We start from the raw sequence: 25089 nt of genomic DNA, 5'->3' as shown, positions 1-25089 counted from the left end.
TTGGGGTTTAATGGGTTGAAATAAATATTATTTTTCAGTTTCAACCAGCCCCCGGATAAACATGCGCTGGAATATTACCACCACCAGAACCGGCGGGATCGACGCCATGATTGTCAAGGCAAAAGCCTTGGGAAATTGCGGGATCTGCCCGCCTTCATAAAGCGAGTTGTAAACCTGCTTGATGCCGATCACGATGGTGTAAAGCTGATCATCGGTGGTCATCAAAAGCGGCCACAGATACTGATTCCAGCCCACCACAAACATGATGATAAAGATCGCCGCGATCATGGTAACGGAAAGAGGCACCAGGATATCGATGAAAAACCGCCACGGCCCTGCCCCGTCCAGACGGGCAGCTTCAAGTAATTCGTCGGGCACGGAACGATAGAACTGACGAAAGAAAAATGTGCCGGTGGCCGATGCGATAAGCGGCAGGATCAGGCCGGTATAGCTGTTAAGCAGGCCCAGCTTTGCCACCACTTCGTAAGACGGCACAATGCGCACCTCAAGCGGCAGCAACAGGGTGGCGAAAATCACCCAGAATAACGGCATCGCCAAACGAAAACGGAAATAAACAATGGCATAGGCCGCCATCATGGAAATGATGACCTTGCCAATGGCAAAACCCAGCCCCAGAACCATGCTGTTAAACAGCATTTGCAAGGCAGTGACCCGGCCCTTGGTCGCACTTTGATCAAACAGGATTTTACCGTAATTGTCGAAAAAATGCCCGCCGGGCATAAATTGCAACCCGTTTTGAAACAGAAACTCGCGGGTGTGGGTCGAGGATGCAAAGGCAATCCAGACCGGCATAATCATGAAAAGCGAGCCTAAAATCAGGATTATATGGTTGGTCAGGGACCGCCATTTTGACTGATACATAACGATACCCCCCGTTAATAATGAATTTTGCGTTCAATGAAGCGAAACTGAAACACGGTCAGAACACTGACCATGATCATAAGCAACACCGACTGCGCCGAACTGCCGCCCATATCGGCCCCCAGGAAACCATCGACATAAACCTTGTAAACCAGCGTTGCGGTCGACCCGCCCGGTGCGCCCTTGGTGGATACATCGATAATCCCGAAGGTTTCAAAAAAGGCATAGGTCAGGTTGATTACCATCAGGAAAAATGTGGTCGGTGCCAAAAGCGGGAATGTGATGGTCCAAAACCGGCGTCCTGCACTTTTGCAATCCAGTGTGGCGGCCTCGGTCACGGATTTGGGAATGCCTTGCAAGCCGGACAGAAAGAATATGAAGTTAACACTGACCTGTTTCCAAACAGCAATCAGCACCACAACAAAGGTGGCGTCATTGCCGTTCTGGATATGGTTGAAATCCAGGCCCATTTTATTAAACAGAATGTAAAGGTCACCCATCAGCGGGTTAAACAGCATGATGCCCAACAGGCCCGCAACGGGTGGTGCCACGGCATAGCCCCACATCAACAAGGTTTTATAAACCTTGGCCCCGCGAATAACCTCGTCGGCGCGTACCGCCAAAAACAGCGAAATCGCAATCGATAAAACAGCGACCAGCGATGAAAATACGACGGTAAAACCGGCCGATTTCAGCCAGCTGGGACTGGATAAAACATCGTTAAAATTGCGAAACCAGACAAATTGCGAAGACATGCCAAAGGCGTCTTCCAGCAAAAATGACTGATGGACCGCCTGGGCGGCGGGCCAAAGAAAAAATATGGCAATAATGATGATTTGGGGTGCCACAAAAAGGTAGGGCACCGGGCTGTGCCCGAATTGAACGCGTTTCATAACGGATCCCGGCCTGACGCAAACAGGAAAACAAAAAAGACAGGGCGGCCCTGAAATGCCGCCCTGCCCCGCAAGGATGGATTAGTTGCTATAGGTGTCGTGGAAACGAACAAGCAATTTGTTGCTTTCGGTTTCAATCACGTCAAACGCCTGATCAACGGTTTCTTCGCCATTCATCATTTTATCGACTTCGTTATAGATCACTTCGCGGATCTGAACGTAGAAGCCAAGACGATAACCTTTGGTCCACTTGCCGCCTTCTTCGGAAAGCTGCTGAATGCCAACTTCGGCATCCGGGCTTTCTTTGTAATAGCCGTCTTTTTTAGCCAGTTCATATGCAGCCGTGGTCACCGGAACGTAACCGGTTTCCTTGTGCCAGTAATACTGGGTTTCCGGCTTGGTCAGGAATTCAAAGAACGCTGCAACACCCTTGTTTTGTTCGTCGGAATGACCCGAGAAAGCAAACAGGGACGCGCCACCGATAAAGGTGCTTTTCGGGGCGTCACCAACGCCTTTCCAGTAAGGAAGGGTGGATGTGCCAAAATCAAAGGTCGCACTTTTACGCAGGCCACCGAACGACCCTGACGATCCCAGCCACATGGCGGCTTTCTGGTGCAGGAACGCATCCTGGTTCGCACCCCAGGCGCGACCGTAATAGCCAAAGTAACCTTCGTCTTTCCATTCCTTCATTTTCTTCCAATGATTTTTCAGGTCATCATTGTTGTAAAGAATTTTAACGTCGGTGCTGTCATAACCATTGTTGGCGGTTGCCATTTGCAGGTTGTGACGCGACATGAAGTTTTCAAAGAAGATCCACGGGCTGTGCGATTCAGCAAAACCTTCGTAACCGGCAGCTTTGAGCTTCGGTGCCATTTCTTCAAATTCCTGCCAGGTTTTCGGCGGGTTCTGAATGCCGGCTTTGGCAAGGGCGTCTTTGTTGAAATACAAAAGCGGGGTCGAGCTGTTGAACGGCATGCCGATCATTTTGCCTTTGGAATCAGCATAGAAATAACGAACACCGGGGATGTAATCATTGATGTCAAACCCGGTGCCGTATTTTTCCAGCAAATCCTGAACCGGATAAACCGCACCCTTGGCATTGATGATGGTGGCCGCACCGGCATCAAAGATCTGAATGATATTGGGCTGGTTTTTCGCGCGGAACGCAGCGATACCGGCCGTCATCGTGTCTTCGTAGCCGCCCTTGTTGATCGGAACGACCTTATATTCGGACTGGCTTTTGTTAAAATCGTCGGCAATGTGGTTAACGACGTCGCCAAGGGCGCCGTCCATAGCATGCCACCAGGTAATTTCGGTTGCTGCACTGGCAGTATTTGCCATTGCAAACAACGCTGCAGCCGCCATCAGCGTTTTGCGAAACATGATTCCGTGATCTCCCAAATAAAATAAATCGCTCGCTTTGGCTGCCCTGTTCGCAGCCCAAACAACACGCATGTTTATCCAATGCGATGGCGGTTCACTCAAATGACAGTTTTCGGAAACTTCTATTTAGGACAGAATTAAGGTTCATTTATATAGAATAAATCATCATAAATTTTCATATGGTCAGTAAAAATATTCACATCAAGTTTCAAATGTCGCGTCAACTACCAAAATTTAATGATTTCAAAATGTCACGAATTTGAAACACCCAAAAATCAGGCTGAATTTTGCAATAAAAGGACTGTTTTTCAGCCGAAAACGTTGAAACTCAGGCTGAATATTAAAATCAACACGCCGTGCAATCGAATCGACAAATGAAAAGCGGCTCGAAAGCCGCCTTTACATAAGTCTTTTCAGTTTCAAAAATTTGAACAAATCGCCCTGCGGATACCTATTTTGAACTGCGGTCCCGCTGGGCAAAAACCGATATCAACGCCAGCCCGCCCGATACCACCATCAGCAAAAGCGACAGGGCATTAAGGGCGGGGGTTGACCCTTGTTTAAGGCGGTCAAACATCGCAATTGTAAGCGGCGCATCTGATCCCACCAGCATCAGGGTGGTGTTGAAGTTTTCAAACGACATTAAAAACGACACGATGGCCGCTCCGATCAGGGCCGGTTTAAGATAAGGAATGGTGATGGTGCGAATGGCATCGGCCCGGGTGGCGCCAAGGTTAAGGGCGGCTTCCTCCAGGGTGATGTCAAATTTGCGCAAGCGGGCCGAGATCACCAGCGTGGTGATGGTTGTGATAAAGGCAAACTGGCCGATGATGACCAAAAACAGCCCCGGGCGTAAAAAGTCGAGATCCCAGCCAATGCTGTCTTCGATGCCGTTGGCAATGGCGTTGGAAAACACCAGAATTGAAATCCCCAAAATCACACCGGGAATAACCAGTGGCGAAATCGCCAGCATATAAAGCAGGTTTTTGCCGGGAAACTTTGCGCGCTCAAACAAAAACGCATTACAGGTGCCAACAATAACCGACAAAAGCGTGACCCACACAGCAACAAAGGCCGATGTACCAATACTGCGCAAAAGCGCGCTATCGTGAAAAATGCCAACATACGGGGCTTTATCACCAAAAAACCACGCCAGCGTCGCCCCTTCCCACGGCATCGAGGGGAACAGGCTGTCGTTAAAGGCAAACACCCCAACCACCACCAGCGGGGCCGCCAGATAGATAAAAAACAGCGTTACATAGGCACCATAAATGCCCTTGGCATAACGCGATTGCGGAATGGAAGGTATCATGATGTTCCCCCTAGCCGACCGTATCGGACAATGTCTGACGGCTGAGTTTTAAGCCCAGCCAGACAATCAGCGATGATAAAACCAGCAACAAAAACCCGAAGGCCGAGCCCGATTCCCAGTTAAACCGGGTGATGAACTGGGTATAGATTTGTTCGGTAAACCACAGGCTGCTTTTGCCACCCAAAAGGTTTGGTGTCAGGTAATTGCCCAGTGTCAGCATGAAAACAACAATGCAACCCGACGCAATACCGGGCATGGCATGGGGAATGACGATGTCGCGGGTAACGGTGAAGGCATTCCCGCCCAGATCATATCCTGCTTCAATCAGGCTGTCGTCAAGGCTGTCTAAAACCGATACCAGCGGCACCACCATAAACAGCATTGATGTGTAAACCAGCCCCACCATGATGGTGACGTCATTATACAGCATTTCGACCGGGCCATCGACCAGCCCTGCCCATTGCAGGAAATGGCTTAAAACGCCGCTTTCACGCAGCAAAATCATCCAACCGAACGTACGTACCAGTTCGCTGACCCAGAACGGGATCAGGCACATCAGGAACAAAACGCTTTTGCCCCTGCCCCGCATCACCTTGGCAATATAGTACGAAATCGGAAAGCCGATGACCAATGTTAGTGCCGTTGCCAAAATCGACATTGTGGCGGTGCGAACGTAGGTGTTCCAGTACAAAGGCTCGGTAAAAAATTCGATATAATTGGCAAAACTGAACGCATATTTGCCGTAGGAAACACGTTCGCGCAGCGACACCATCAGCAAATCAAGATGCGGCAAAATTACCAGCAACACCAGCCACAGCAGCAACGGCGTTGCCATCAGCACCACACCCAGCTTTAACCCGTTGCCAGCAACAGAACCCGGTGTGTGTTTCATGCGACGGCCTCGCCGGCCGCATTGGCCGTAACGGGCGCTGTTTTCGTCGCCGGAAAACATTTGGTTTGGCCGGCACTCCAGCTTAAATCCAGTTCATCACCATTGCGCAAGCCCGCGAAAGCCCCGGTTTGCGGCAAGGCGACATTCATTTCATGGCCAGTGGTGGTTTCACGCAACTGCACACTGCTGGCCGCCCCGTTAAATAACAGGTTTTCAACCCGTCCCTGCATATTGTTGATGCCAGGTGCTGCATCCGGGCTGCTTTGCCCTTTGGCGGCAATTGTAATCGCCTCGGGGCGGACGAAAACATCCATCCGCTGACCAATGGGCTGCGAATGGCCCGCGACCTGTTCGGGGTCGGTATAAATCACCCCGCCGCTATCAAGGCGGATAATGGCCTGCCCGTCGGCCATGGTTTCAAGCGTGCCTTGCCAACGATTGCTTTCGCCGACAAACCCGGCAACAAACGGTGTTTGCGGATGATAATACAATTCCTGCGGCGTGCCGACCTGTTCAAACCGGCCCGCATTCATCACCGCCACCTGATCGGACATCACCAGCGCTTCGGACTGGTCATGGGTGATGTAAACAAAGGTGGTGCCAATTTCGTGCTGAAGCTGTTTCAGCTCGACCTTCATATGTTCGCGCAATTTTAAATCCAGCGCGCCCAAGGGTTCATCAAGCAACAAAACAGCGGGGTCAAGCACCAGACAGCGGGCAATGGCGATACGCTGTTTTTGCCCACCTGAAAGCTGCGTAATCTGTTTTGGCCCTGCATCGGGCAAGCCGACCCGGGCCAGTGTTTCGGCAACTTTTTTGTCTATTATCGCGCGGTCGACCCCGCGGCGACGCAAGCCATAGGCAACGTTTTGCGCAACATTCATCATCGGGAACAGGGCCAGGTGTTGAAACACCATATTGACCGGACGCCGGTTGGGGGCAACACCTAACACCGACTTGCCCTTGATCAGGATATCGCCTTTTGCGGGTTCGATAAATCCTGCCAGCATGCGCAACAAGGTTGTTTTGCCACAGCCACTGGGCCCCAGAATGGAAAAAAACGATCCCTGCGGTATGGTCAGCGACACCTGATCCACAGCCGTGAACTGGCCAAATGTTTTAACAACGTCGCGGCATTCCAAATCAAACTGGTCGGCCATATTTACCCCGAACTATCCTGAATATTTTTAATTATGTTGGTGCGAAATGGATCGCATCTTTTTGTTTTTAAACAAATATGGCACCCCCGGATTAACGCCGGGGATGCCATAACCGTCAGGCATTACTGGGCGGCTTTAATCCGGTCCAGTGCCTTGCCTTCAAGGGTTTCCAAACCGGCAGGAACCGGCGGATACCATTTAATGTTATCAAGGGCTTCCTGCGGGAAGCTGCCCTGGAACTGTGCTTTCAACTTGTCTTCGGCAAAGGCGTCAGCCCCTTTGGAAGCGGTGAAGTTACCGGCACTTGCCGTAATTTTGGCGGCAATTTCCGGCTGCATAACAAAGTTGATCCATTTGTATGCGGCTGCTTCGTTTTCGGTTTTGCGCGGCAATGCAAACGTATCGACCCAACCCAGCGCACCGGATTTCGGGGCAACAAAGGTAATGTCGGCATTATCGTTATTGAGCTTCCACCCGCCGGTATCCCATGCCATGGCCGCAACAACTTCGCCCGAACGCACCAGGTTCAGCAGCGCATCGCCACCCTCCCAATAGGTTTTGACGTTCGGTTTGCACGCGATCAGCTTTTCCTGAACCTTATCGAGAATTTCCTGATATTTGGCTTCGTCATTATAGGCGGCAAACGGGTCCATTCCCATGGCGAAGGCAAAGCCGATCAGGGTCGGGCGTTTCAGACGGTAGGAAACCTTACCGGCAACGCTATCATTACAAAGGTCGGTGTAATCCTTAACGTCGGGTGCTTTTTTGGTATCAACCACAAGGCCGCTGGTACCCCAGATATGCGGCAGGCCATAAACTTCGCCATCAACCGTGGTGTTGGTTTTGGTAGCGGCCAGCATGGACGGGATAAACTGTGCGGCATCAACCTTTGACAGATCCATCGGCTTGTAGATGCCATATTCCATCTGAACACCGGCAATGCGGTCCTGTGACGGCTGGGCAAGGTCAAAACCGCCGCCACCGGTGGCGCGCAATTTTGAAATCATGTCTTCATTGTTTGACAGGGTTACCTCGACATCAATGCCGGTTTCCTTTTCAAACATCTGGACAACGTCATCCGGGGCATAACCACCCCAGGTCAGCAAACGCAATTCTTCTGCCTGGGCAGCGCTTGCCAGCATCATCACACCCGCCAGTGCAGATACACCGAGCATGGTTGCGCGCAGCGAACCGGTATTTTTAGACATTGTAACGAACCCCTTTGTTGACGAAATCAAAATCTGCCACCAATCACGCTCCCACAGCCCGCGCTATGGGACGCCGCTGAATGATATTATCAGCAAATTTTATGTTGAAACGAAACCAAAAAGACTGATTTCGTTTTCTATTGAACTTTTCGTTACAAGTTTCGCCATGTTTCGCCCCAAATCGCAAGTTAAAGTTCTGCAACAAAATTTGTGGCGGTGCTTCGCATGATCCACGATTAAAAACGAAAAAGGGTGGCCCCATGGACCACCCCAAATCAGACAGATATTGTAATCCTAATGCCCTATTCGTCGGCGCTATATTGCGCAGGGCAATTCACCTTGGCAAAAGTCTGGCCGTTGGCGTCAAACAAATGGGCAGCCCCGCCATCGGCTGCAGCAACAACCGTTTCGCCGATTTTGGCCCGGCTATGGCCCGGTGCGCGCAATGTAACCAGATCGCCATTGTGCAAACGCACGTAAAGATAGGTGGAGTCGCCAAGCTTCTCGACCACTTCAACCTCGCCGCTGACGGGCAAGTCGCCCGCGCGGTTCAGTTCAAGATGTTCGGGGCGAATGCCCAGTTCAACGTCATTGCCCACCTGCCCGGCCGGAACAGCAAACGGCAAAATCGCGGTGCCGCCGCCTGGCATTTCAACGGTCACCGTTTCATCCGCCGTGGCGATGATTTTAACCCGGGTGAAATTCATTGCTGGCGAGCCGATAAACCCGGCAACAAAGCGGGTTTTGGGATGATGATAAAGCGTCATCGGGGACCCGACCTGCTCGACCTTGCCGGCATTCATCACCACAATTTTGTCGGCCAGTGTCATGGCTTCGATCTGGTCATGGGTGACATAAACGATGGTTGATTTCAGCTTTTGATGCAGCTTGGCAATTTCGATCCGGGTTTGCACCCGCAAGGCGGCGTCAAGGTTTGACAATGGTTCATCAAACAGGAACACCTTGGGCTCACGCACAATGGCACGGCCAATGGCGACACGCTGACGTTGCCCGCCCGACAGTTCAGACGGGCGGCGGTCTAACAAACTGTCAAGTTGCAAGGTGGATGCCGCTGCCCGTACGCGCTGATCAAGGGCGGCTTTATCGGTTTTTGCCAGTTTCAGGCCAAAGGCCATGTTTTTATAAACCGTCATATGCGGATACAGCGCATAGGACTGAAACACCATGGCAATGCCGCGATCCTTGGGCGTTTTGGTGTTTACAACATCCCCGTCAATCATAAGGTCGCCGCTGGTAATGTCTTCCAGCCCGGCAATGATGCGCAGAAGTGTTGATTTGCCACAGCCCGACGGGCCGACAAAAACAACAAATTCCCCGTCTTTTACATCCAGATCAATGCCATGCAGCACATCGACCGCGCCATAGCTTTTGCAGATCTGGTCCAGTTTCAAATCGGCCATTTTTTAAAGTGCTCCTGTAACCCGTAAATCACTTCACTGCGCCAGATGTTAGGCCGCGGATCAGTTGGCGGGAGAAAATCAGATAAAGGATCAGGATGGGAATGATGGCGAGGCTGAGCGATGCCAGCACCGCGTTCCAGTCAGTGACATATTGCCCGATAAACTGTTGCACCCCCAACGTAATGGTCTGTTTGCCGTTACCCGGGGCCAGAATGAGGGGGAACCACAAATCGTTCCAGATCGGGATCATGGTAAACACCGCAACCGTCGCCACAGCCGGGCGCACCAGCGGTAAAATGACCGCGAAAAAAATTTTAAACTCGCCAACCCCGTCACAACGGGCGGCTTCCTTCAAATCCTTGGGAATCTGATGCATGAATTCGGTCAGGATGAAAATTGCCAATGGCAAGCCCTGCGCCACATAGACCAGGACCAGGGATGTCAATGTATTGACCAGCCCCAGATCGACCATCAAACTAAGGATAGAGACCGTGCCAAGACGGATCGGCACCATGATGCCAATCGCCAGATAAATCGCCAGGGCGGTATTGAAGGGGAATTTATATTCCGATAATGCCCATGCTGCCATTGCGGCAAGCAACAGAACCACCACAATGGTAATGATCGTTACCGACATGCTGTTAAAGAAGTACGTCCCGAAATCGGCCTTGTCCAAGACCTTTTCAAAGCCGGAAAGGCTGAAGGTTTTGCTCGTTGGCAGCGCCATTGGTTCGCGAAAAATGCCCTTGCGGGATTTAAACGCGTTAATCACGATCAGAAATACCGGATAAAGCGCAATCAGCGTGTAGCTGAGCAATACTGCGTGAACGATAACAGCACGGGATGCCTGATCCTTGCGAACATTAAAAGCCATGGATGCAGTCCCCCTTTACAGTTGATAGCGTGACATGCGGCGCTGCACGACAAACAGGTAAAACAGCACACCGGCAAGGATGATCATAAACATCAACGATGCCACGGTTGCGCCAAGTGTCGGGCTGCCAAGCTGCAACTGATAGCCAAAGAAGGTGCGGTAAAACAAAGTGCCCATGATATCGCTGGAGAAATTCGGCCCGGCCAGCGCACCTTTTACGGTATAAACAAGGTCGAAGGCATTGAAGTTACCGACAAATGTTAAAATCGACACCATGGCGACCGTTGGCAGGATCAGGGGCATTTTGATATGCCAGAACACCTCGAAATGGGACGCCCCATCGACAATGGCGGCATCAACCAGGTCTTCGGGAATGGCCAGCAAGGCTGCATAAATCAGCATCATCGGAATGCCGACCCATTGCCAGACGGAAATGAATGCCAGTGTTATCAGCGCACTGCCTTCCTTGCCCAGCCACGGACCAAACAGCGATTTCAGGCCGACAATATCAAGAATATCGGCACCAACACCCCAAACCGGGCTTAAAATAAGCTGCCAGATAAAGCCGACAATCACCACCGACAGCATGGTCGGCATGAAAATAAGGGTGCGGTAGGTATTGCGAAATTTAAGGCGCGGCAGGCTAAGAACTGCGGCAAGCGCAATGCCGATGGGGTTTTGCACCAGCATGTGAACGGCAAAAAATTTCATGTTGTTCCAGAAGCTGTTCCAGAACGTTGAGGCCCAGTCGGGATCGCTTAAGATTGTGCGATAATTATCGAAACCGACAAAAGCCAGATCGCCGCCCGATGGCGCGCTGTAAAAACTTAACCGGATCGAATCGATCAACGGGTAAATCATAAACAGCGTATAAAGGATTGTTGCGGGTGCCAGAAAGGCAAACACAGGCAGCTTTGCCTTGCGCCAATCGGTCATGGGCCCTGAATGCGCCATACCATGTCCTGTCTGTCTGAAAATGTCTGATGGCGGGGCGATAGATAAGATGGACAGATAGCCCCTCTCCCACCTGTCGGGCGTTATCAAACGCCGCCCGCTTTTATAAAATTATCCCATACCCCGAAGGGTGGACAGGCACAATTTTGCGCCTGTCCAATTGCTTGTCCGATCATTTCTGATGCGGTGCATACCATTTTGCCAGGCCGTCTTCGGCCTTTTGTGCCCCTTGTTCCGGCGTCAGCGTGCCGTTGATAACCTGGGCGGAAATGTTCCACAGGTCATTTTCAAGGTTCGGCGTGCCGCGCGAAAGGATCTGATAGGAGTTCCGAATGGTCGATTTGCATTTCTGGCGCCAGCTGACAAATTCCTGTGCAACCGGATCCTTAATATCGACTTTGGCATTCGACAACGAGAAGAAGCCCGGAAGCGCGTTGGAATAAAGCTCGGCAAAGGCCGGGCCAGTCATCCATTCAAGGAATACCTTGGCGTCTTTGGCATTTTTGGAATGGGCATTCAGGCCCATGCCGATATCGGTGTGGTCACTGATATAGCAGGTATCAGAACCCGCCGGTGCGGGCGGTGGAAAGGCACTGAATTTGAAATCGGCCTGTTTGTTAAACAAGGATATGTCCCATGAACCCGCCGGATAAATGGCCGCACGGCCCAGCGAGAACAGGTTCTGCGCATCGGGATAGGAAATGGCTTCAAAACCATCAGGCAGGTAATCTTTCCAACGGGCCAGTTCGGTGAAAGTATCGACATAGGGTTTGTCGGTAAATTTCTGGCTGCCGTCGATCAGGGCTTTGCGGCCCTCTTCGCCTTTCCAATGGTTCGGACCGATATTCTGGAAGCCCATGGTAGCGGCTTCCCACTGGTCGGCCGTGCCCATTGCCATCGGAATATAGGTGCCATCTTCCTTGATTTTATCAAGAACCTGGAAGAATTCTTCGGTGGTTTTGGGAACCTCTACGCCAACTTCTTCAAAGGCTTCCTTGTTATAGATAAAGCCATGAATAACCGACGCCATCGGCACGCAAAACGTGGTTGACCCGTCATCGGTCTGCCATGCCGATTTTGCCACATCGGAAAAGTTATCCATGCCCGGCAGATCGTTCAGGGACGCAAGATTGCCCTGTTTATAAAGCTCAAGCGAGGCATCAAACGGACGACACGCCACCAGATCGCCTGCAGTCCCGCCGGAAAGTTTTGCATTCAGCGCTGCATTATATTCGGTTGGTGTTGTCGGTTTGAACGACACATGAATATCAGGATATTGTTCGTTAAAAGCCGGGATGATTTTGTCATTCCAGATATCAATATCGTCATTACGCCAGCTTTCGATCACCAGATCGCCAGCCTGCGCCATCAACGGAACCAGGGCGACACTTGCCGCCAAGGCACCCGCCAGCCCTTTGGCCAATAGTTTGTTCGACATTTATGCCTCCTCTGATCAATGTCGGTAGGCTGCCCGGTCCTTTGTGAACCGGGTTCAACCCTTATATTCAAGCGCCGCCCGAAGATTACCGTTCACGGACGCCAGAATTTCTTTTGCTTTTCGCAAAGTTTGGCCGCGCACCATTAAAACGGCGCAGCGGATATCAAAACCGGATTGTTCAAGGGCGGCCTGTGCGCCATCGCCATCGCACCCGGCGATATGGCAAACGATGCGAACCGCCCTGCCCTGTAATTTGATGTTTTCGGCCCGCATGCCAACCATCAGGTTATCAAACAACCGTCCCAGCTTGTTCATTACCAGTGTTGACAGCATGTTAAGAGCCGCTTTTTGCGCAGTGCCCGCCCCCATTCGGGTGGAACCCGCCACAACCTCGGGTGCGCTATCAAGAAAAATACCGTGATGCGCATGGGTCAACAAAGCCCCGTCGGCATTATTGCAAATTCCAATTGTAAGCGCCCCGGCATTGTTAGCCGCCTGCACCGCACTTAAGGTAAAGGGGGTCGATCCGCTGGCGGCAACCGCAATAACCGCATCTTTGGGGCCGATATTGTGTCGGGAAATTTCGTTCTGTGCGGCATCGCGGTCATCTTCGGCGGAATTGAAAACACCCGGCGCACTGTCAACACCGCCCGCCAGCAAAACAATTGTTTTGTCTTCGGGCCAGCCAAAAGTACCGCCCAGTTCCTTGGCGTCCTGCCAGGCAACTGTGCCCGATGTCCCGGCCCCGGCATAAACAAGGCGACCACCACCCAGCAATCGATCCGCAATGTCGGCAGCCGCATGGGCCAAGGGTTCAATCATCGGGCCGACCGCGGCAACAGCGCGTATCTGGCCTTCCCATAACGCCGTCAGGAAATCGGCATCGGACCATTGGTCCAACCCGGCAAAGCGCATATCGAAAACTTCGGTGCCTGATGCCATTTCCCTGATCTCCCTTCCATAATTAAATACCATTGTGATACCAGACACGCAAGGCGTTAAATTTCAACCTGTCGGCACCTGCAAGATGTGGTGTGTTTTTTGGTTTAAGTGCCAGTGGATAAAGAAAAATTTAATTTAAACAGCATGTTTGTCCGGGCTGGTTGGTACAGACTAAGGGGCTCTCACTTGCGATAAGTGGACCTGTATTGGTATTGCTATTATTGATACCACTCTGTTATGGTGATGCCAGTTAGGGATGACAAACAATGAATAAACCGGAAGCAAAAAGACTTTTCCTGGGGGTTGATGGCGGCGGAACGCGGTGCCGGGTCCGGCTGTGCAACGATAATGGCGATATCCTGGGGGAAGCCATGCGCGGCAGCGCCAATACACGCCTTGGTCTGGAAAAAATCTTTGCCGAAATAACCGGTGCGGCCTTTGAAGCCCTTGAAAAGGCATCGCTGCCGCGGAATCGAATCGGTGATATTCATGCCGGTTTGGGCCTTGCCGGTTTATCGCTCACCCGCGAGAAAAACCGGATTCGTGCCCATCCCCACCCGTTTGCCAGTGCCGTTTTTGAAACCGATGCCTATAGCGCATGCCTTGGCGCGCATAATGGCCGCGATGGTGCTATTTTGATTGTCGGCACCGGAACCTGCGGGCAAGCCATTGTTGGCGACCAGCAATTGGCTGTTGCCGGTTGGGGATTTGAAATTTCCGACATTGGCAGCGGCGCACGCATTGGCAAACATGCGTTGGAAAAAACCCTGCTGGCGCATGAAAAAATTGGTCTGGAATCCGGGCTGACCCGCCAGTTAATGGCACATTTTCATAACAGCCCGGAAGAAATGGTATCCTTTGCCGAAACTGCGCGCCCCGCCGATTACGGGCAATTTACCATGGCTGTTTTTGATGCCTTTGATGCCGACGACAAAGTTGCGTCGGAAATTGTTTCGCATGCCGGTTCCGCCAACCAACAAATATTGCGCCGGTTACTGGCATTTGGTGCCCCGTGCCTGACATTGATGGGCGGCATTGCCCAACGCATGGCTGCGTTAATGCCCGCTGATATTCAGCAAAAAATGGTTCCCGCATCGGGCGACGCCCTTGATGGGGCCATTTTGATGGCCAAACGCCAATTTGAGGCCCACCCATGATTGCACCAGATGACGTTTTAAAAAGCCTGCGCGCCCGCGACTTTGAAAATACCGGCCATGGTCCGCTATACCGTCGCCTGCAAACCGCCCTTAAGGCCATTATTGATGATGGGCTATTAAAGGTTGACGATGCCCTGCCAAGTGAACGGGATTTGGCAACGGAACTGGGTATTTCACGCGTTACGGTACGCAATGCTGTACGCGCACTGGTCGATGATGGCGTTCTGGTGCAACGCCATGGTGCGGGCACCTTTGTCGCACCGCGCGTTGAACAGGCCCTGTCGCGGCTGACATCCTTTACCGAAGACATGACCACACGGGGCATGAACCCCGGTGCAGTCTGGCTGGAAAAATCTGTCGGTTATGCAACCCCGGAAGAAGCCATGGCGTTAAACCTGTCGCCCGGCACCGAGGTCGCCCGGTTTCGCCGGTTGCGTACCGCCAATGACAAACCGATGGCGCTGGAATTTGCCGTGGTGCCCAAACAGTTTATTCCCGTGCCCGAAGAAGTGGACAAGTCGCTTTACGACGCACTGGCGAAATATGGCAAAAAACCTGAACGCGCCCTGCAAAGGTTACGCGCCGAACTGTTTGATTACGAAACAGCCCGCGCCCTTGGCGTGCCCGAAGGAAGTGCCGCCCTTTATATTGAACGCCGGTCGTTTCTGGCCAATGGCACCCCCGTTGAATTCACCAGATCGCATTATCGCGGCGACAGTTACGACTTTATCGCCGAAATGCAGGTCGATGCGCGCTAGGGGTAGAACCCAGGTGCCACCACCGTATATGCACATTGCAAATTAAGGACACGAAACATGACCACACGCTGGACACCGCAAACCCAGATGGGTCGCGAAACGGCTCAGGCCCCGTCGGTTGTAAAAGCGCAACTTGCGACCAATCATGCAGCAATTGCTCAACTGGCCGAAGAATTACGCGCAACCCCGCCCACCTTTGTCATGACGTGTGGTCGCGGCAGTTCGGACCATGCAACGCTGTATGCCAAATACCTGATCGAAAGCCAGCTTGGCATTCCTGTGGTATCGGCAGCCCCGTCTATTACCTCGATTTACGGCAAGACGCTGGCGGTTAAGGGGGCACTGTTTATTGCCGTTTCACAGTCGGGCAAAAGTCCGGATCTGGTGCAAAGTGCCGCAGCGGCGAAAAAAGCCGGGGCCCGCACCGTTGCCTTGGTCAATGTAACGGATTCTCCGCTTGCCAAAACGGTTGACCACGTTATTCCGTTGCTGGCTGGTTCTGAAACCAGTGTTGCCGCGACAAAATCCTATATCGCGACCTTATCGGCCATTGCCCAGATTGTGGCAGCATGGGTCAATGACGATACGCTGAATAAAGCGCTTGATGCCCTGCCCGAACAATTGACCCGCGCGCTGGACAAGGACTGGCTTGACGCGGCCGAACCAATTGCAAAATCGCAGGGACTCTATGTTATCGGTCGCGGCCCGGCCTTTGCTATTGCGCAGGAAGCAGCCCTTAAATTCAAGGAAACCAGCAGCCTGCATGCCGAAGCGTTCAGTGCCGCCGAAGTCAAACATGGCCCGATGGCACTGGTCACAAGCGATTTCCCGATGCTGGTATTTTCACAACAAGATGCCACGCGCGAGAGTGTTGAAGGTTTTTTGGCCGAAATGCGTGCCAAAACCGACAACCTGTTTGCTGCTGAAACCGGGCATAGCGACACCAAAGGCCATTTGCCGGTTGTCGAAGATATCCACCCGTTATTTGCGCCTATCGCCATGATCCAGACATTTTATACGCTGGCCGAACATGTCGCCTTGTTGCGCGGCTGTAACCCCGATGCCCCGCCGCATCTCTCAAAGGTAACGGAGACGCATTAATGCCGGTTCTTGCCATTACTCATGCCCATCTGTTCGATGGGGACCAGTTTTTTAAAGATAAAACAGTTCTGATCGAAAACGGGAAAGTCTCGGCCATTGGCGATGCCAGCATTATCCCGCCAGATGCGGAAATATATGATGCGGGTGGTAATATTCTTGCGCCGGGCTTCATTGATGTTCAGGTGAATGGCGGCGGCGGCGTTTTGTTAAACCACAGTCCGACGGTGGATGGCCTGCGCGCAATTATGGCCGGTCACCGGCAATTTGGCACAACGGCCATGTTACCAACCCTGATTACCGATACCCGCGAAAAAATGCTGGCGGCAATTGCGGCCGTTAAAGATGCGATTGCGCAACATGTACCCGGCATTATCGGCATTCACCTTGAAGGGCCTTATTTGAATACCGAACGCAAAGGCGTTCATGACGCCAGCATTATCCGCCCGATGGAAGATGATGCGATTGAGGTTCTGACCAGCCTGCCCAATGGTCGCATTGTGGTGACCATGGCACCGGAAAAGGCCAAGGCCGGCACCATTGCCAAGCTGACCGAAAACAACGTTCTGGTTTGTGCCGGCCATACGGCGGGCACATATGATGATGTGCAAAAGGCCATTGGCGAAGGTTTGCGCGGCTTTACCCACCTTTTTAATGCCATGAGCCCGCTTAACCACCGGGAACCGGGCGTTGCCGGGGCCGCCATTGCCGATGACAACACCTGGTGCGGGCTGATTGCCGATGGCTTTCATGTGCATCCTGCTGCCATGCAAATCGCTGTGCGCGCCAAAAAAACCGGCAAAATCATGCTGGTGACCGACGCCATGCCAACGGTGGGCGCAAAGAACAAAAGTTTTGTTCTGGGGGGGGAGGAAATTATTGCCACCAATGGCCGCTGCGCGCTGGCCGATGGCACCCTGGCCGGGTCCGATCTTGATATGATGTCGGCAGTCAAAAATACGGTGGAAATGATCGGCACGGATCTGGCCGAAGCCCTGCGTATGGCATCGCTTTACCCTGCGGAATTCTTAAAACTGGGCAACCGCAAAGGTCGGATCAAACCTGGCTTTGATGCCGATCTGGTTTTGTTTGATAGCGCGGAATTTTCGGTAAAAAACACATGGATTTCAGGGCAATAACGACTGTTCGTTATATAAAGCATTAAAATGGAGGCACCTCATGACGTCGAAACCCGTACGCGTTCTTGTCGTCGGACTGGGCAATATGGGGATGTCCCATGCCAAGGCTTATCACGCCCTTAAGGGCTATGAAATTGTCGGGCTTTGCACACGATCCCCCATTGCAGATGGCACCCTACCCGATGGTTTCGCCGGTTATCCGCAATTTACCGATTATGAAACGGCACTAACAGCTACAAAACCCGATGCCGTTTCGATTAATACCTATACCGAAACCCATGCTGATTATGCCGTGGCGGCGTTTGAAGCCGGGGCGCACGTATTTATTGAAAAGCCGCTGGCCGCCACCGTTGAAGATGCGAAGCGGGTTGTTGACAGCGCGATGAAAAACAATCGAAAGCTCGTGATCGGTTATATTCTGCGCCATCACCCATCATGGGAGAAGTTTGTCGAACTGGCGCAAACACTGGGCAAGCCGCTGGTGATGCGCATGAATTTGAACCAGCAAAGCAGCGGGGCCTTTTGGGAAACCCATAAACGCCTGTTAAACAGTGTGTCGCCGATTGTCGATTGCGGGGTGCATTACCTGGACATGATGTGCCTGATAACCGGTGCCAAACCGGTATCGGTGAACGCCATGGGAGTTCGCCTGTCGCCCGACGTTGCCGAAGATATGTATAATTATGGCCAATTGCAGGTACGGTTCGATGACGGGTCGATTGGCTGGTATGAAGCGGGCTGGGGGCCCATGATTAGCGAGACGGCGTTTTTCGTTAAAGACGTGATCGGGCCGAAGGGCTCTGTCTCAATCACAGATGTAGAAGAAAAAGGCGCCGGATCGGCCGATATTGATACACATACCAAAACCAGTGCCTTAAAATTACATCATGCTGCCACAGATCGTGACGGAAAATTCACACAATCAGATGAGATCATCAGAACGGACGACGAGCCCGATCATGATGCTTTGTGTCTGCGTGAACAGCAGTTTTTCCTAAAGTCTATGACGGAAGATCTTGACCTTACGCAGCATATGACGGATGCATTGGGCTCCTTACGGATCGCCCTTGCTGCGGACCAATCAGTTCGCACGGGGACTATTATAATGCTCTGACCCCCAGGAGGAGTACCCACATGCCTTCCGTTAAAGCCGGTGTTGTTACCGGCGCTGACTATCGCGAACTCGTCGCTGCTTGCAAGCAGGACGGTTACGCCCTACCCGCGGTTAACGTTACCTCGTCGAGCACATTAAACGCAGCCCTTGAAGCTGCTGCCAATGCCGGTTCGGATATCATCATTCAGCTATCGAACGGTGGTGCCCAGTTTTTTGCCGGCAAGGGCATCAAGGATGCCAATGCTGCCCGTATTATTGGCGCCGTTTCTGCCGCCCGCCATGCCCAGCTTATGGCTGAATATTATGGCGTCGCCGTTGTTCTTCATACCGATCATGCCAACCGGAAGTTTGTTCCGTGGGTCGATGGTATGCTGAGCTGGGGCGAAAAAGCGTACAAGGAAACCGGCAAGCCTTTGTTTAGCTCGCATATGCTTGATCTGTCAGAAGAACCCCTTGAAGACAATCTGGCCACCTGCGAGGAATTTCTCAAACGTCTTTCTGCTGTCGATATGAGCCTGGAAATCGAACTGGGTGTTACCGGCGGTGAAGAAGACGGTATTGGCAAGGAACTTGATACGTCCCAAGACGATATTGACCCGCGCTTGTATACCCGGCCTGAAGAAGTTGAAGAAGCCTATCGTCGCCTTAAACCGCTGGGCCATTTTTCGGTCGCAGCGGCATTTGGCAACGTTCACGGCGTGTACAAGCCCGGCAATGTAAAGCTGCGCCCGGAAATTTTGCTGGAATCGCAGAAATACGTTGCCGAAAAACACGACCTTGACGGTTTCCCGCTTGATTTCGTTTTCCACGGTGGTTCCGGTTCGGAAAAAGAAAAAATCGAAGAAGCCGTTGGCTATGGCGTTTTCAAAATGAACATCGATACCGACACCCAGTTTGCCTATGCAACGGCGGTTGGTAAATATGTTGAAGAAAACGCCCGCGCCTTCAAATACCAGGTCGATCCAGACAACGACACGCCTTACAAAAAGCAATATGACCCGCGTGTCTGGGTTCGCGAGGCCGAACTTTCGATGGCCGCCCGCCTTGAAGAAGCCTTCAAGGATCTGGGCGCGACCGGCAAGTCTGTCGCCAAGGGCTAATCACGCTGCACTGTTATCAAAACCCGCCAGAGCCCTCTGGCGGGTTTTGTTTTTGTCCCCATATTGTGCGGCCTCCCCCCCCCCCGCATATCGGTTATGCTGACATCTCCTGACAGGAACTGTCAGGGGGCCACTTGCGTATATAGACTGGCTCCTCTATACATTTTCCGAACAATTCAGGAACAAAGGCCGGATATGCTGACAAAAATTTCGGTTCGCGGTGCGAAAGAACACAATCTTCAAAACATTGATGTGGACCTGCCGCGCGATTCACTTGTGGTCATTACCGGCCTTTCAGGCTCGGGTAAAAGCTCGCTTGCGTTTGATACCATCTATGCCGAAGGCCAGCGCCGCTATGTCGAAAGCCTGTCGGCCTATGCGCGCCAGTTTTTGGAAATGATGCAAAAGCCCGATGTCGAATATATCGACGGGCTGTCGCCGGCCATTTCGATTGAACAAAAAACCACCTCGCGCAATCCGCGTTCGACGGTGGGGACTGTGACCGAGATTTACGACTATATGCGTCTGTTGTGGGCGCGGGTCGGCATTCCCTATTCTCCGGCCACCGGCCTTCCAATTGTCAGCCAGACCGTTTCACAAATGGTCGATCGGGTGATGGAAATGGAAGAAGGCACGCGGCTTTATTTGCTGGCCCCCATCGTGCGCGGCCGCAAGGGTGAATATAAAAAGGAATTGAAAGACCTGCGCGCGCGCGGCTTTCAGCGCGTTAAAATCGATGGCGAAATGTACGACATTGATGACGCCCCCGATCTTAACAAAAAGCTGAAACACGACATATCTGTCATTGTCGACCGCCTTGTGGTGAAGGACGGCATTCAGACGCGCCTTGCCGACAGTTTTGAAACCGCCCTTGAACTAACCGACGGCATCGTGTTTACCGAAGATGCGCGAAGCGGCGACAGCACGCTTTTTTCGGCCAAGTTCGCCTGCCCGGTTTCAGGCTTTACCATTGAAGAAATTGAACCGCGCCTGTTTTCGTTTAACAACCCGTTTGGCGCCTGCCCGGTTTGTGACGGCCTTGGCACCCAGATGGAATTTGATGCCGACCTGGTTGTGCCCGACACCAGCAAAACGCTTGATACCGGCGCCGTGGCCCCGTGGGCCGGTGGAACATCAAAATACTATTTGCAAACACTGCGCGCCATTGCCAAGCATTTCGGCTTTAAAACCAATGTTGCGTGGGAAAAACTGCCTGCGTCAGCACAGCAGATTATTTTGCACGGTTCTGGCGAAGAAGAAGTGACCGTGACCTATGATGACGGATCGCGCAGCTATAAAGTTACCCGCCCGTTTGAAGGGGTTATTCCCAACATGTCGCGGCGCTGGCGTGAAACGGATAGTCAGTGGGCGCGCGATGAACTGGCCAAATACCAGACCATTTCAAGCTGCGATGCCTGCCATGGGCAGCGCCTGAAACCCGAAGCCCTGGCCGTTAAAATCGACCATTGCACCATTTCTGAAATCACTGCCCTGTCGATTGGCAAGGCTGTGGACTGGTTTGTTGCGCTTGAACCAAAACTGAACGAAAAACAGACCGAAATCGCCCGACGTATTTTACGCGAGATTAATGACCGATTGCGGTTTTTGAACGATGTCGGTTTGAACTATCTGTCGATGTCACGCACATCGGGCACGTTATCGGGCGGCGAAAGCCAGCGTATTCGCTTGGCATCGCAAATCGGATCGGGCCTGACCGGCGTTTTATATGTGCTTGATGAACCGTCCATCGGCCTGCATCAGCGCGATAATGACCGTTTGCTCGAAACGTTAAAACGCTTGCGTGACCTTGGCAATACCGTGCTGGTGGTCGAGCATGACGAAGACGCCATCCGTGCTGCTGATTACGTGGTTGATATGGGTCCGGGTGCCGGTATTCATGGTGGCCGTATTGTCGCAGAAGGCACACCGGAAGAAATTCAGCAAAACCCCAATAGCCTGACCGGAAAATACCTGACCGGGGTTGAAAAAATTGCCGTCCCCGACAAACACCGGGCTGGCAGTGGCAAAGCGATTACCGTTACCGGTGCGCGGGCCAATAACTTGCAAAACATCACGGTTGATTTTCCGCTCGGCAAATTCATTTGCGTGACCGGGGTATCGGGTGGCGGTAAATCCAGCCTGGTGATTGAAACGCTATATAAATCGCTAGCCAAACGCATGCACAATGCGCGCAGCCAACCCGGCGCCCATGACAGCATTTCGGGCATCGAACATATCGATAAAATTATCGATATTGACCAAAGCCCGATTGGCCGCACCCCGCGTTCTAACCCGGTCACCTATACTGGCGCCTTTACCCCCATTCGCGAATGGTTTGCCCAGTTGCCCGAGGCCAAAACACGCGGTTACAAGCCCGGTCGTTTTTCGTTTAACGTCAAGGGCGGTCGTTGTGAAGCCTGCCAGGGTGATGGCCTTATCAAAATTGAAATGCACTTTTTGCCCGATGTTTATGTCACCTGTGACCAGTGCAAAGGCAAACGATATAACCGCGAAACGCTGGAAATATCGTTTAAAGGCAAATCAATAGCCGATATTCTTGATATGACTGTTGAGGAGGGTGCCGAGTTTTTCAAAGCCGTTCCCAGCATTCGCGACAAAATGGAAACCCTTAAACAGGTGGGTTTAAGTTACGTTCATCTGGGCCAGCAGGCCACCACCCTGTCGGGCGGTGAAGCCCAGCGGGTAAAACTTGCCAAAGAACTGTCAAAACGGGCAACCGGGCGCACCATTTATATTCTGGACGAGCCGACAACCGGCCTTCATTTCCACGATATTCGCAAATTGTTAGAAGTGCTGCATACACTGGCCGATCAGGGCAACACCGTGGTTGTGATTGAACATAACCTTGATGTCATCAAAACCGCCGACTGGATTATTGATATTGGCCCCGAAGGGGGTGACGGCGGTGGCGAACTGGTGGGGGCCGGAACGCCGGAAGACATCATGAACAATGAGCGCAGCTATACCGGTAAATACCTGAAACGGCATTTGCGCATTGAATAACGATATGGCCGCATCACGTGGATTTGGCGTTATCAGACCCGATTGCCAAAGCACGGATGCGGCCCTCGACCGTTTGTAAAATCGCCTTGACCAACCGTTCGCTGAACCCGGCAACAAAGGCAATCAATAACATGATCGCCACTTGTTGACCTGTATCGGCGGCCAGACTGTTTGTACCAATATCGTTGAGGTCTTTGATCGCCTGTAACTGGTTAAGCGATTCCGGGACAATACCGGCGCGGATAACCAGCAAGGCCAGAACGGCAAAAATAAAGCCCAAAAATGGCCGAAACAGAAATTTGAAAAAGACATCCAGCGGCGATATGCCCGGCCAGTTGTGGCTATTGCCCATATGTAGCATCACGCTGACAGTTGCACCCAACGCACCAAAAACGCCGACAAAAAACACCAGATCATAACTGAACCCGAACAATCGCCCACCCCACGAACTGACCAGCGTATCAATCGCAAAAAATGTCCCCAAAACAACAACAAGAACAACCGGCGACAATATCAGCGCAGCACTTGCCGCCGATAGCTTTGCCACATCCCCGCCCGATACCAGTATTGCGATAAACCGGTTCACAGGTTCTTTCGGTGTCGTTTGTGCGGACGGCAATAACGACGATGCTGGCGGCGTATCAGCGACAGTTTCGGCTGTTGATAAGGGGGCGTTCCCCGATGCCGAACCGGAATTTGACGTATCGGCGGGTTTTGCCGGGTTTGGCGTGGATGGTTCCATTTGGGCGAATTCCTGCTTGTTCATCTGGCTGCTTGTGAGCACAAGCACCACCCAACTGACGTTGATCGCCCGAAAATGTGACACAGGCCATTGTCGAAACGATATTTTGGCAAATGAGGGCCAGAAAATTCTGCAATTGTCTTGAAATTTGGCCCGTTGCACCGCTATGTGTGGGGCAATCTTGGCGTTATGCCATCACCTGCTTGACGGAGGTTCAGCTTGAATACGGTTACACCCGTTCATATCATTGGTGCCGGATTGGCCGGTAGCGAAGCGGCATGGCAATTGGCCGAAGCTGGCATCCCCGTGATCATTCACGAAATGCGGCCTACCCGCCCGACCGATGCGCACCACACCGACAAATGCGCCGAACTGGTTTGCTCGAATTCATTCCGGTCTGACGACAAGGAATATAATGCTGTCGGCCTGATCCATGATGAAATGCGCCGCGCCAATTCCTTGATTTTGCGCTGTGCCGATAAACACAAGGTTCCCGCCGGGGCGGCATTGGCTGTCGACCGCGAAGGTTTTTCGCAAGCGGTTACCGATGCGCTTTCCAATCATCCGCTGATCACGCTGGAGCGTGGCGAGATTGATGGTTTGCCGCCGGTCGAATGGGGCAACACCATTATTGCCACCGGCCCGCTGACATCAGGCCCGCTGGCCGAAGCCATCCGCGAGGCCACCAGCGAAAAATCGCTGGCGTTTTTTGATGCCATCGCCCCGATCATGTACAAGGAAAGCATTGATTTCGACAAGGCGTGGTTTCAGTCGCGTTATGACAAGGGCGACGGCAAGGATTACATCAACTGCCCGATGAACCGGGATGAATATAATGCCTTTATCGACGCGCTTCTGGCCGGTGAAAAAACCGAATTCAAGGATTGGGAAAAAGACACCCCGTATTTTGATGGTTGCCTGCCAATTGAGGTGATGGCCGAACGGGGCCGCGAAACCCTGCGCCACGGCCCGATGAAGCCGGTTGGCCTGACCAACCCGCATGACCCGCTGGTGAAGTCCTATGCCATTGTTCAACTGCGCCAGGATAATGCCCTGGGCACGCTTTACAATATGGTCGGGTTTCAGACCAAACTAAAATACGGTGCCCAGGTTGAAGTGTTTAAAACCATCCCTGGTTTGGAAAACGCCGACTTTGCCCGCCTGGGCGGCATTCACCGTAATACCTTTATCAATTCGCCCCGTTTGCTCGACCCGACCCTGCGCCTGAAAACGCGGCCCGATATTCGCTTTGCGGGGCAGATTACCGGTTGCGAAGGCTATGTTGAAAGTGCGGCTGTCGGCCTGATGACCGGGCGCTTTACCGCAGCCGAAAAACAGGGCCGTGAATTGCCCCTGCCCCCGGCAGTTACCGCGATGGGCGCATTGCTGGGCCACATTACCGGTGGTGCCGATGAAAGCACATTCCAGCCGATGAATGTTAATTTCGGGCTGTTTCCCGAACTTGAACTGACCAAACGGGTTAAAGGGCGGGATCGCAAAAAGCTGTATACCGACCGCGCGATACCGGTCTTTGATGAGTGGCTGGCCAGCATCAATTAGCTGACACCCGAAAATAGCTGTTCATACCAAACAAAAAC

Annotated in this window: 21 protein-coding genes; 8 read left to right on the top strand and 13 right to left on the bottom strand. The window is 52.4% G+C overall.

Annotated elements, in window-relative coordinates; all coding sequences use genetic code 11:
- Positions 1-27: 27 nt before the first annotated feature.
- The 12 genes from ugpE to TMES_RS12405 all read right to left on the bottom strand — a co-directional run bounded on the left by ugpE (position 28) and on the right by TMES_RS12405 (position 13359).
- Complete coding sequence (gene ugpE, locus TMES_RS12465) at positions 28-882, bottom strand: sn-glycerol-3-phosphate ABC transporter permease UgpE (RefSeq protein ID WP_085583002.1); 855 nt, start codon at positions 880-882, stop codon at positions 28-30.
- A 14-nt stretch (positions 883-896) separates the two neighbouring features.
- Positions 897-1775: an ABC transporter permease subunit gene (locus TMES_RS12460; protein WP_085583000.1), complete on the bottom strand. Its 879-nt coding sequence runs from the start codon at positions 1773-1775 to the stop codon at positions 897-899.
- 81 nt (positions 1776-1856) lie between these two features.
- Entirely contained in the window at positions 1857-3158 is a 1302-nt protein-coding gene (ugpB, locus tag TMES_RS12455) for a sn-glycerol-3-phosphate ABC transporter substrate-binding protein UgpB (RefSeq protein ID WP_085583563.1), read from the bottom strand.
- Between the two features lie 451 nt (positions 3159-3609).
- Positions 3610-4470, bottom strand: a complete 861-nt coding sequence (locus TMES_RS12450; RefSeq protein WP_085582998.1) for an ABC transporter permease — start codon at positions 4468-4470, stop codon at positions 3610-3612.
- A gap of 10 nt (positions 4471-4480) precedes the next feature.
- Positions 4481-5362, bottom strand: coding sequence for an ABC transporter permease (locus TMES_RS12445; RefSeq protein ID WP_085582996.1), 882 nt, complete (start codon positions 5360-5362; stop codon positions 4481-4483).
- Positions 5359-6522 carry an ABC transporter ATP-binding protein gene (locus tag TMES_RS12440; RefSeq protein WP_085582994.1) on the bottom strand — a complete coding sequence of 388 codons (1164 nt, stop codon included), beginning with the start codon at positions 6520-6522 and terminating at the stop codon, positions 5359-5361. Before TMES_RS12440 ends, TMES_RS12445 begins: the two co-directional genes overlap by 4 nt.
- Before the next feature lie 122 nt (positions 6523-6644).
- Entirely contained in the window at positions 6645-7730 is a 1086-nt protein-coding gene (locus tag TMES_RS12435; RefSeq protein WP_085582992.1) for an extracellular solute-binding protein, read from the bottom strand.
- 302 nt (positions 7731-8032) lie between these two features.
- Positions 8033-9151, bottom strand: coding sequence for an ABC transporter ATP-binding protein (locus TMES_RS12425; RefSeq protein WP_085582988.1), 1119 nt, complete (start codon positions 9149-9151; stop codon positions 8033-8035).
- Between the two features lie 28 nt (positions 9152-9179).
- Positions 9180-10025: a carbohydrate ABC transporter permease gene (locus TMES_RS12420; protein WP_085582986.1), complete on the bottom strand. Its 846-nt coding sequence runs from the start codon at positions 10023-10025 to the stop codon at positions 9180-9182.
- Positions 10026-10040: 15 nt separating this feature from the next.
- Positions 10041-10979 (bottom strand): carbohydrate ABC transporter permease, encoded by a 939-nt coding sequence (locus TMES_RS12415; RefSeq protein WP_143589644.1) that lies wholly within the window; start codon positions 10977-10979, stop codon positions 10041-10043.
- Between the two features lie 172 nt (positions 10980-11151).
- Positions 11152-12417 carry an ABC transporter substrate-binding protein gene (locus TMES_RS12410; protein ID WP_085582984.1) on the bottom strand — a complete coding sequence of 422 codons (1266 nt, stop codon included), beginning with the start codon at positions 12415-12417 and terminating at the stop codon, positions 11152-11154.
- Between the two features lie 54 nt (positions 12418-12471).
- Positions 12472-13359 carry an N-acetylmuramic acid 6-phosphate etherase gene (locus TMES_RS12405; RefSeq protein ID WP_158091234.1) on the bottom strand — a complete coding sequence of 296 codons (888 nt, stop codon included), beginning with the start codon at positions 13357-13359 and terminating at the stop codon, positions 12472-12474.
- 266 nt (positions 13360-13625) lie between these two features.
- Here TMES_RS12405 and TMES_RS12400 point away from each other — a divergent pair, with 266 nt between their 5' ends.
- From TMES_RS12400 to uvrA, 7 genes are all read left to right on the top strand, one after another.
- Entirely contained in the window at positions 13626-14516 is an 891-nt protein-coding gene (locus TMES_RS12400; protein ID WP_085582980.1) for a glucosamine kinase nucleotide-binding domain-containing protein, read from the top strand.
- Positions 14513-15274 (top strand): GntR family transcriptional regulator, encoded by a 762-nt coding sequence (locus TMES_RS12395; protein ID WP_085582978.1) that lies wholly within the window; start codon positions 14513-14515, stop codon positions 15272-15274. Before TMES_RS12400 ends, TMES_RS12395 begins: the two co-directional genes overlap by 4 nt.
- A gap of 57 nt (positions 15275-15331) precedes the next feature.
- On the top strand, positions 15332-16375 hold the full coding sequence (locus TMES_RS12390; protein WP_085582976.1) for an SIS domain-containing protein: 1044 nt from the start codon (positions 15332-15334) through the stop codon (positions 16373-16375).
- Positions 16375-17511, top strand: coding sequence for an N-acetylglucosamine-6-phosphate deacetylase (nagA, locus tag TMES_RS12385; protein WP_085582974.1), 1137 nt, complete (start codon positions 16375-16377; stop codon positions 17509-17511). The genes TMES_RS12390 and nagA overlap by 1 nt, the downstream gene beginning before the upstream one ends.
- 40 nt (positions 17512-17551) lie before the next feature.
- Entirely contained in the window at positions 17552-18625 is a 1074-nt protein-coding gene (locus tag TMES_RS12380) for a Gfo/Idh/MocA family protein (RefSeq protein WP_085582973.1), read from the top strand.
- A 20-nt stretch (positions 18626-18645) separates the two neighbouring features.
- A complete protein-coding gene (gene fbaA, locus TMES_RS12375) occupies positions 18646-19725 on the top strand; it encodes a class II fructose-bisphosphate aldolase (protein ID WP_085582971.1) in 1080 nt (359 codons plus the stop codon).
- Between the two features lie 195 nt (positions 19726-19920).
- Positions 19921-22749: an excinuclease ABC subunit UvrA gene (gene uvrA, locus TMES_RS12370; RefSeq protein WP_085582969.1), complete on the top strand. Its 2829-nt coding sequence runs from the start codon at positions 19921-19923 to the stop codon at positions 22747-22749.
- Positions 22750-22762: 13 nt separating this feature from the next.
- On the opposite strand, the gene TMES_RS12365 is transcribed toward uvrA, so the two are convergent.
- Positions 22763-23491, bottom strand: a complete 729-nt coding sequence (locus TMES_RS12365) for a hypothetical protein (RefSeq protein WP_143589643.1) — start codon at positions 23489-23491, stop codon at positions 22763-22765.
- A gap of 219 nt (positions 23492-23710) precedes the next feature.
- On the opposite strand from TMES_RS12365, the gene trmFO reads away from it, so the two are divergent.
- Positions 23711-25051 carry a methylenetetrahydrofolate--tRNA-(uracil(54)-C(5))-methyltransferase (FADH(2)-oxidizing) TrmFO gene (trmFO, locus tag TMES_RS12360; protein WP_085582966.1) on the top strand — a complete coding sequence of 447 codons (1341 nt, stop codon included), beginning with the start codon at positions 23711-23713 and terminating at the stop codon, positions 25049-25051.
- The last annotated feature ends 38 nt before the right edge of the window (positions 25052-25089 follow it).

This window comes from Thalassospira mesophila (assembly GCF_002115755.1).
GTDB lineage: Bacteria > Pseudomonadota > Alphaproteobacteria > Rhodospirillales > Thalassospiraceae > Thalassospira > Thalassospira mesophila.
Note: the sequence above shows the minus strand (reverse complement) of the source record. Positions and strands in the feature narration are given on the sequence as shown.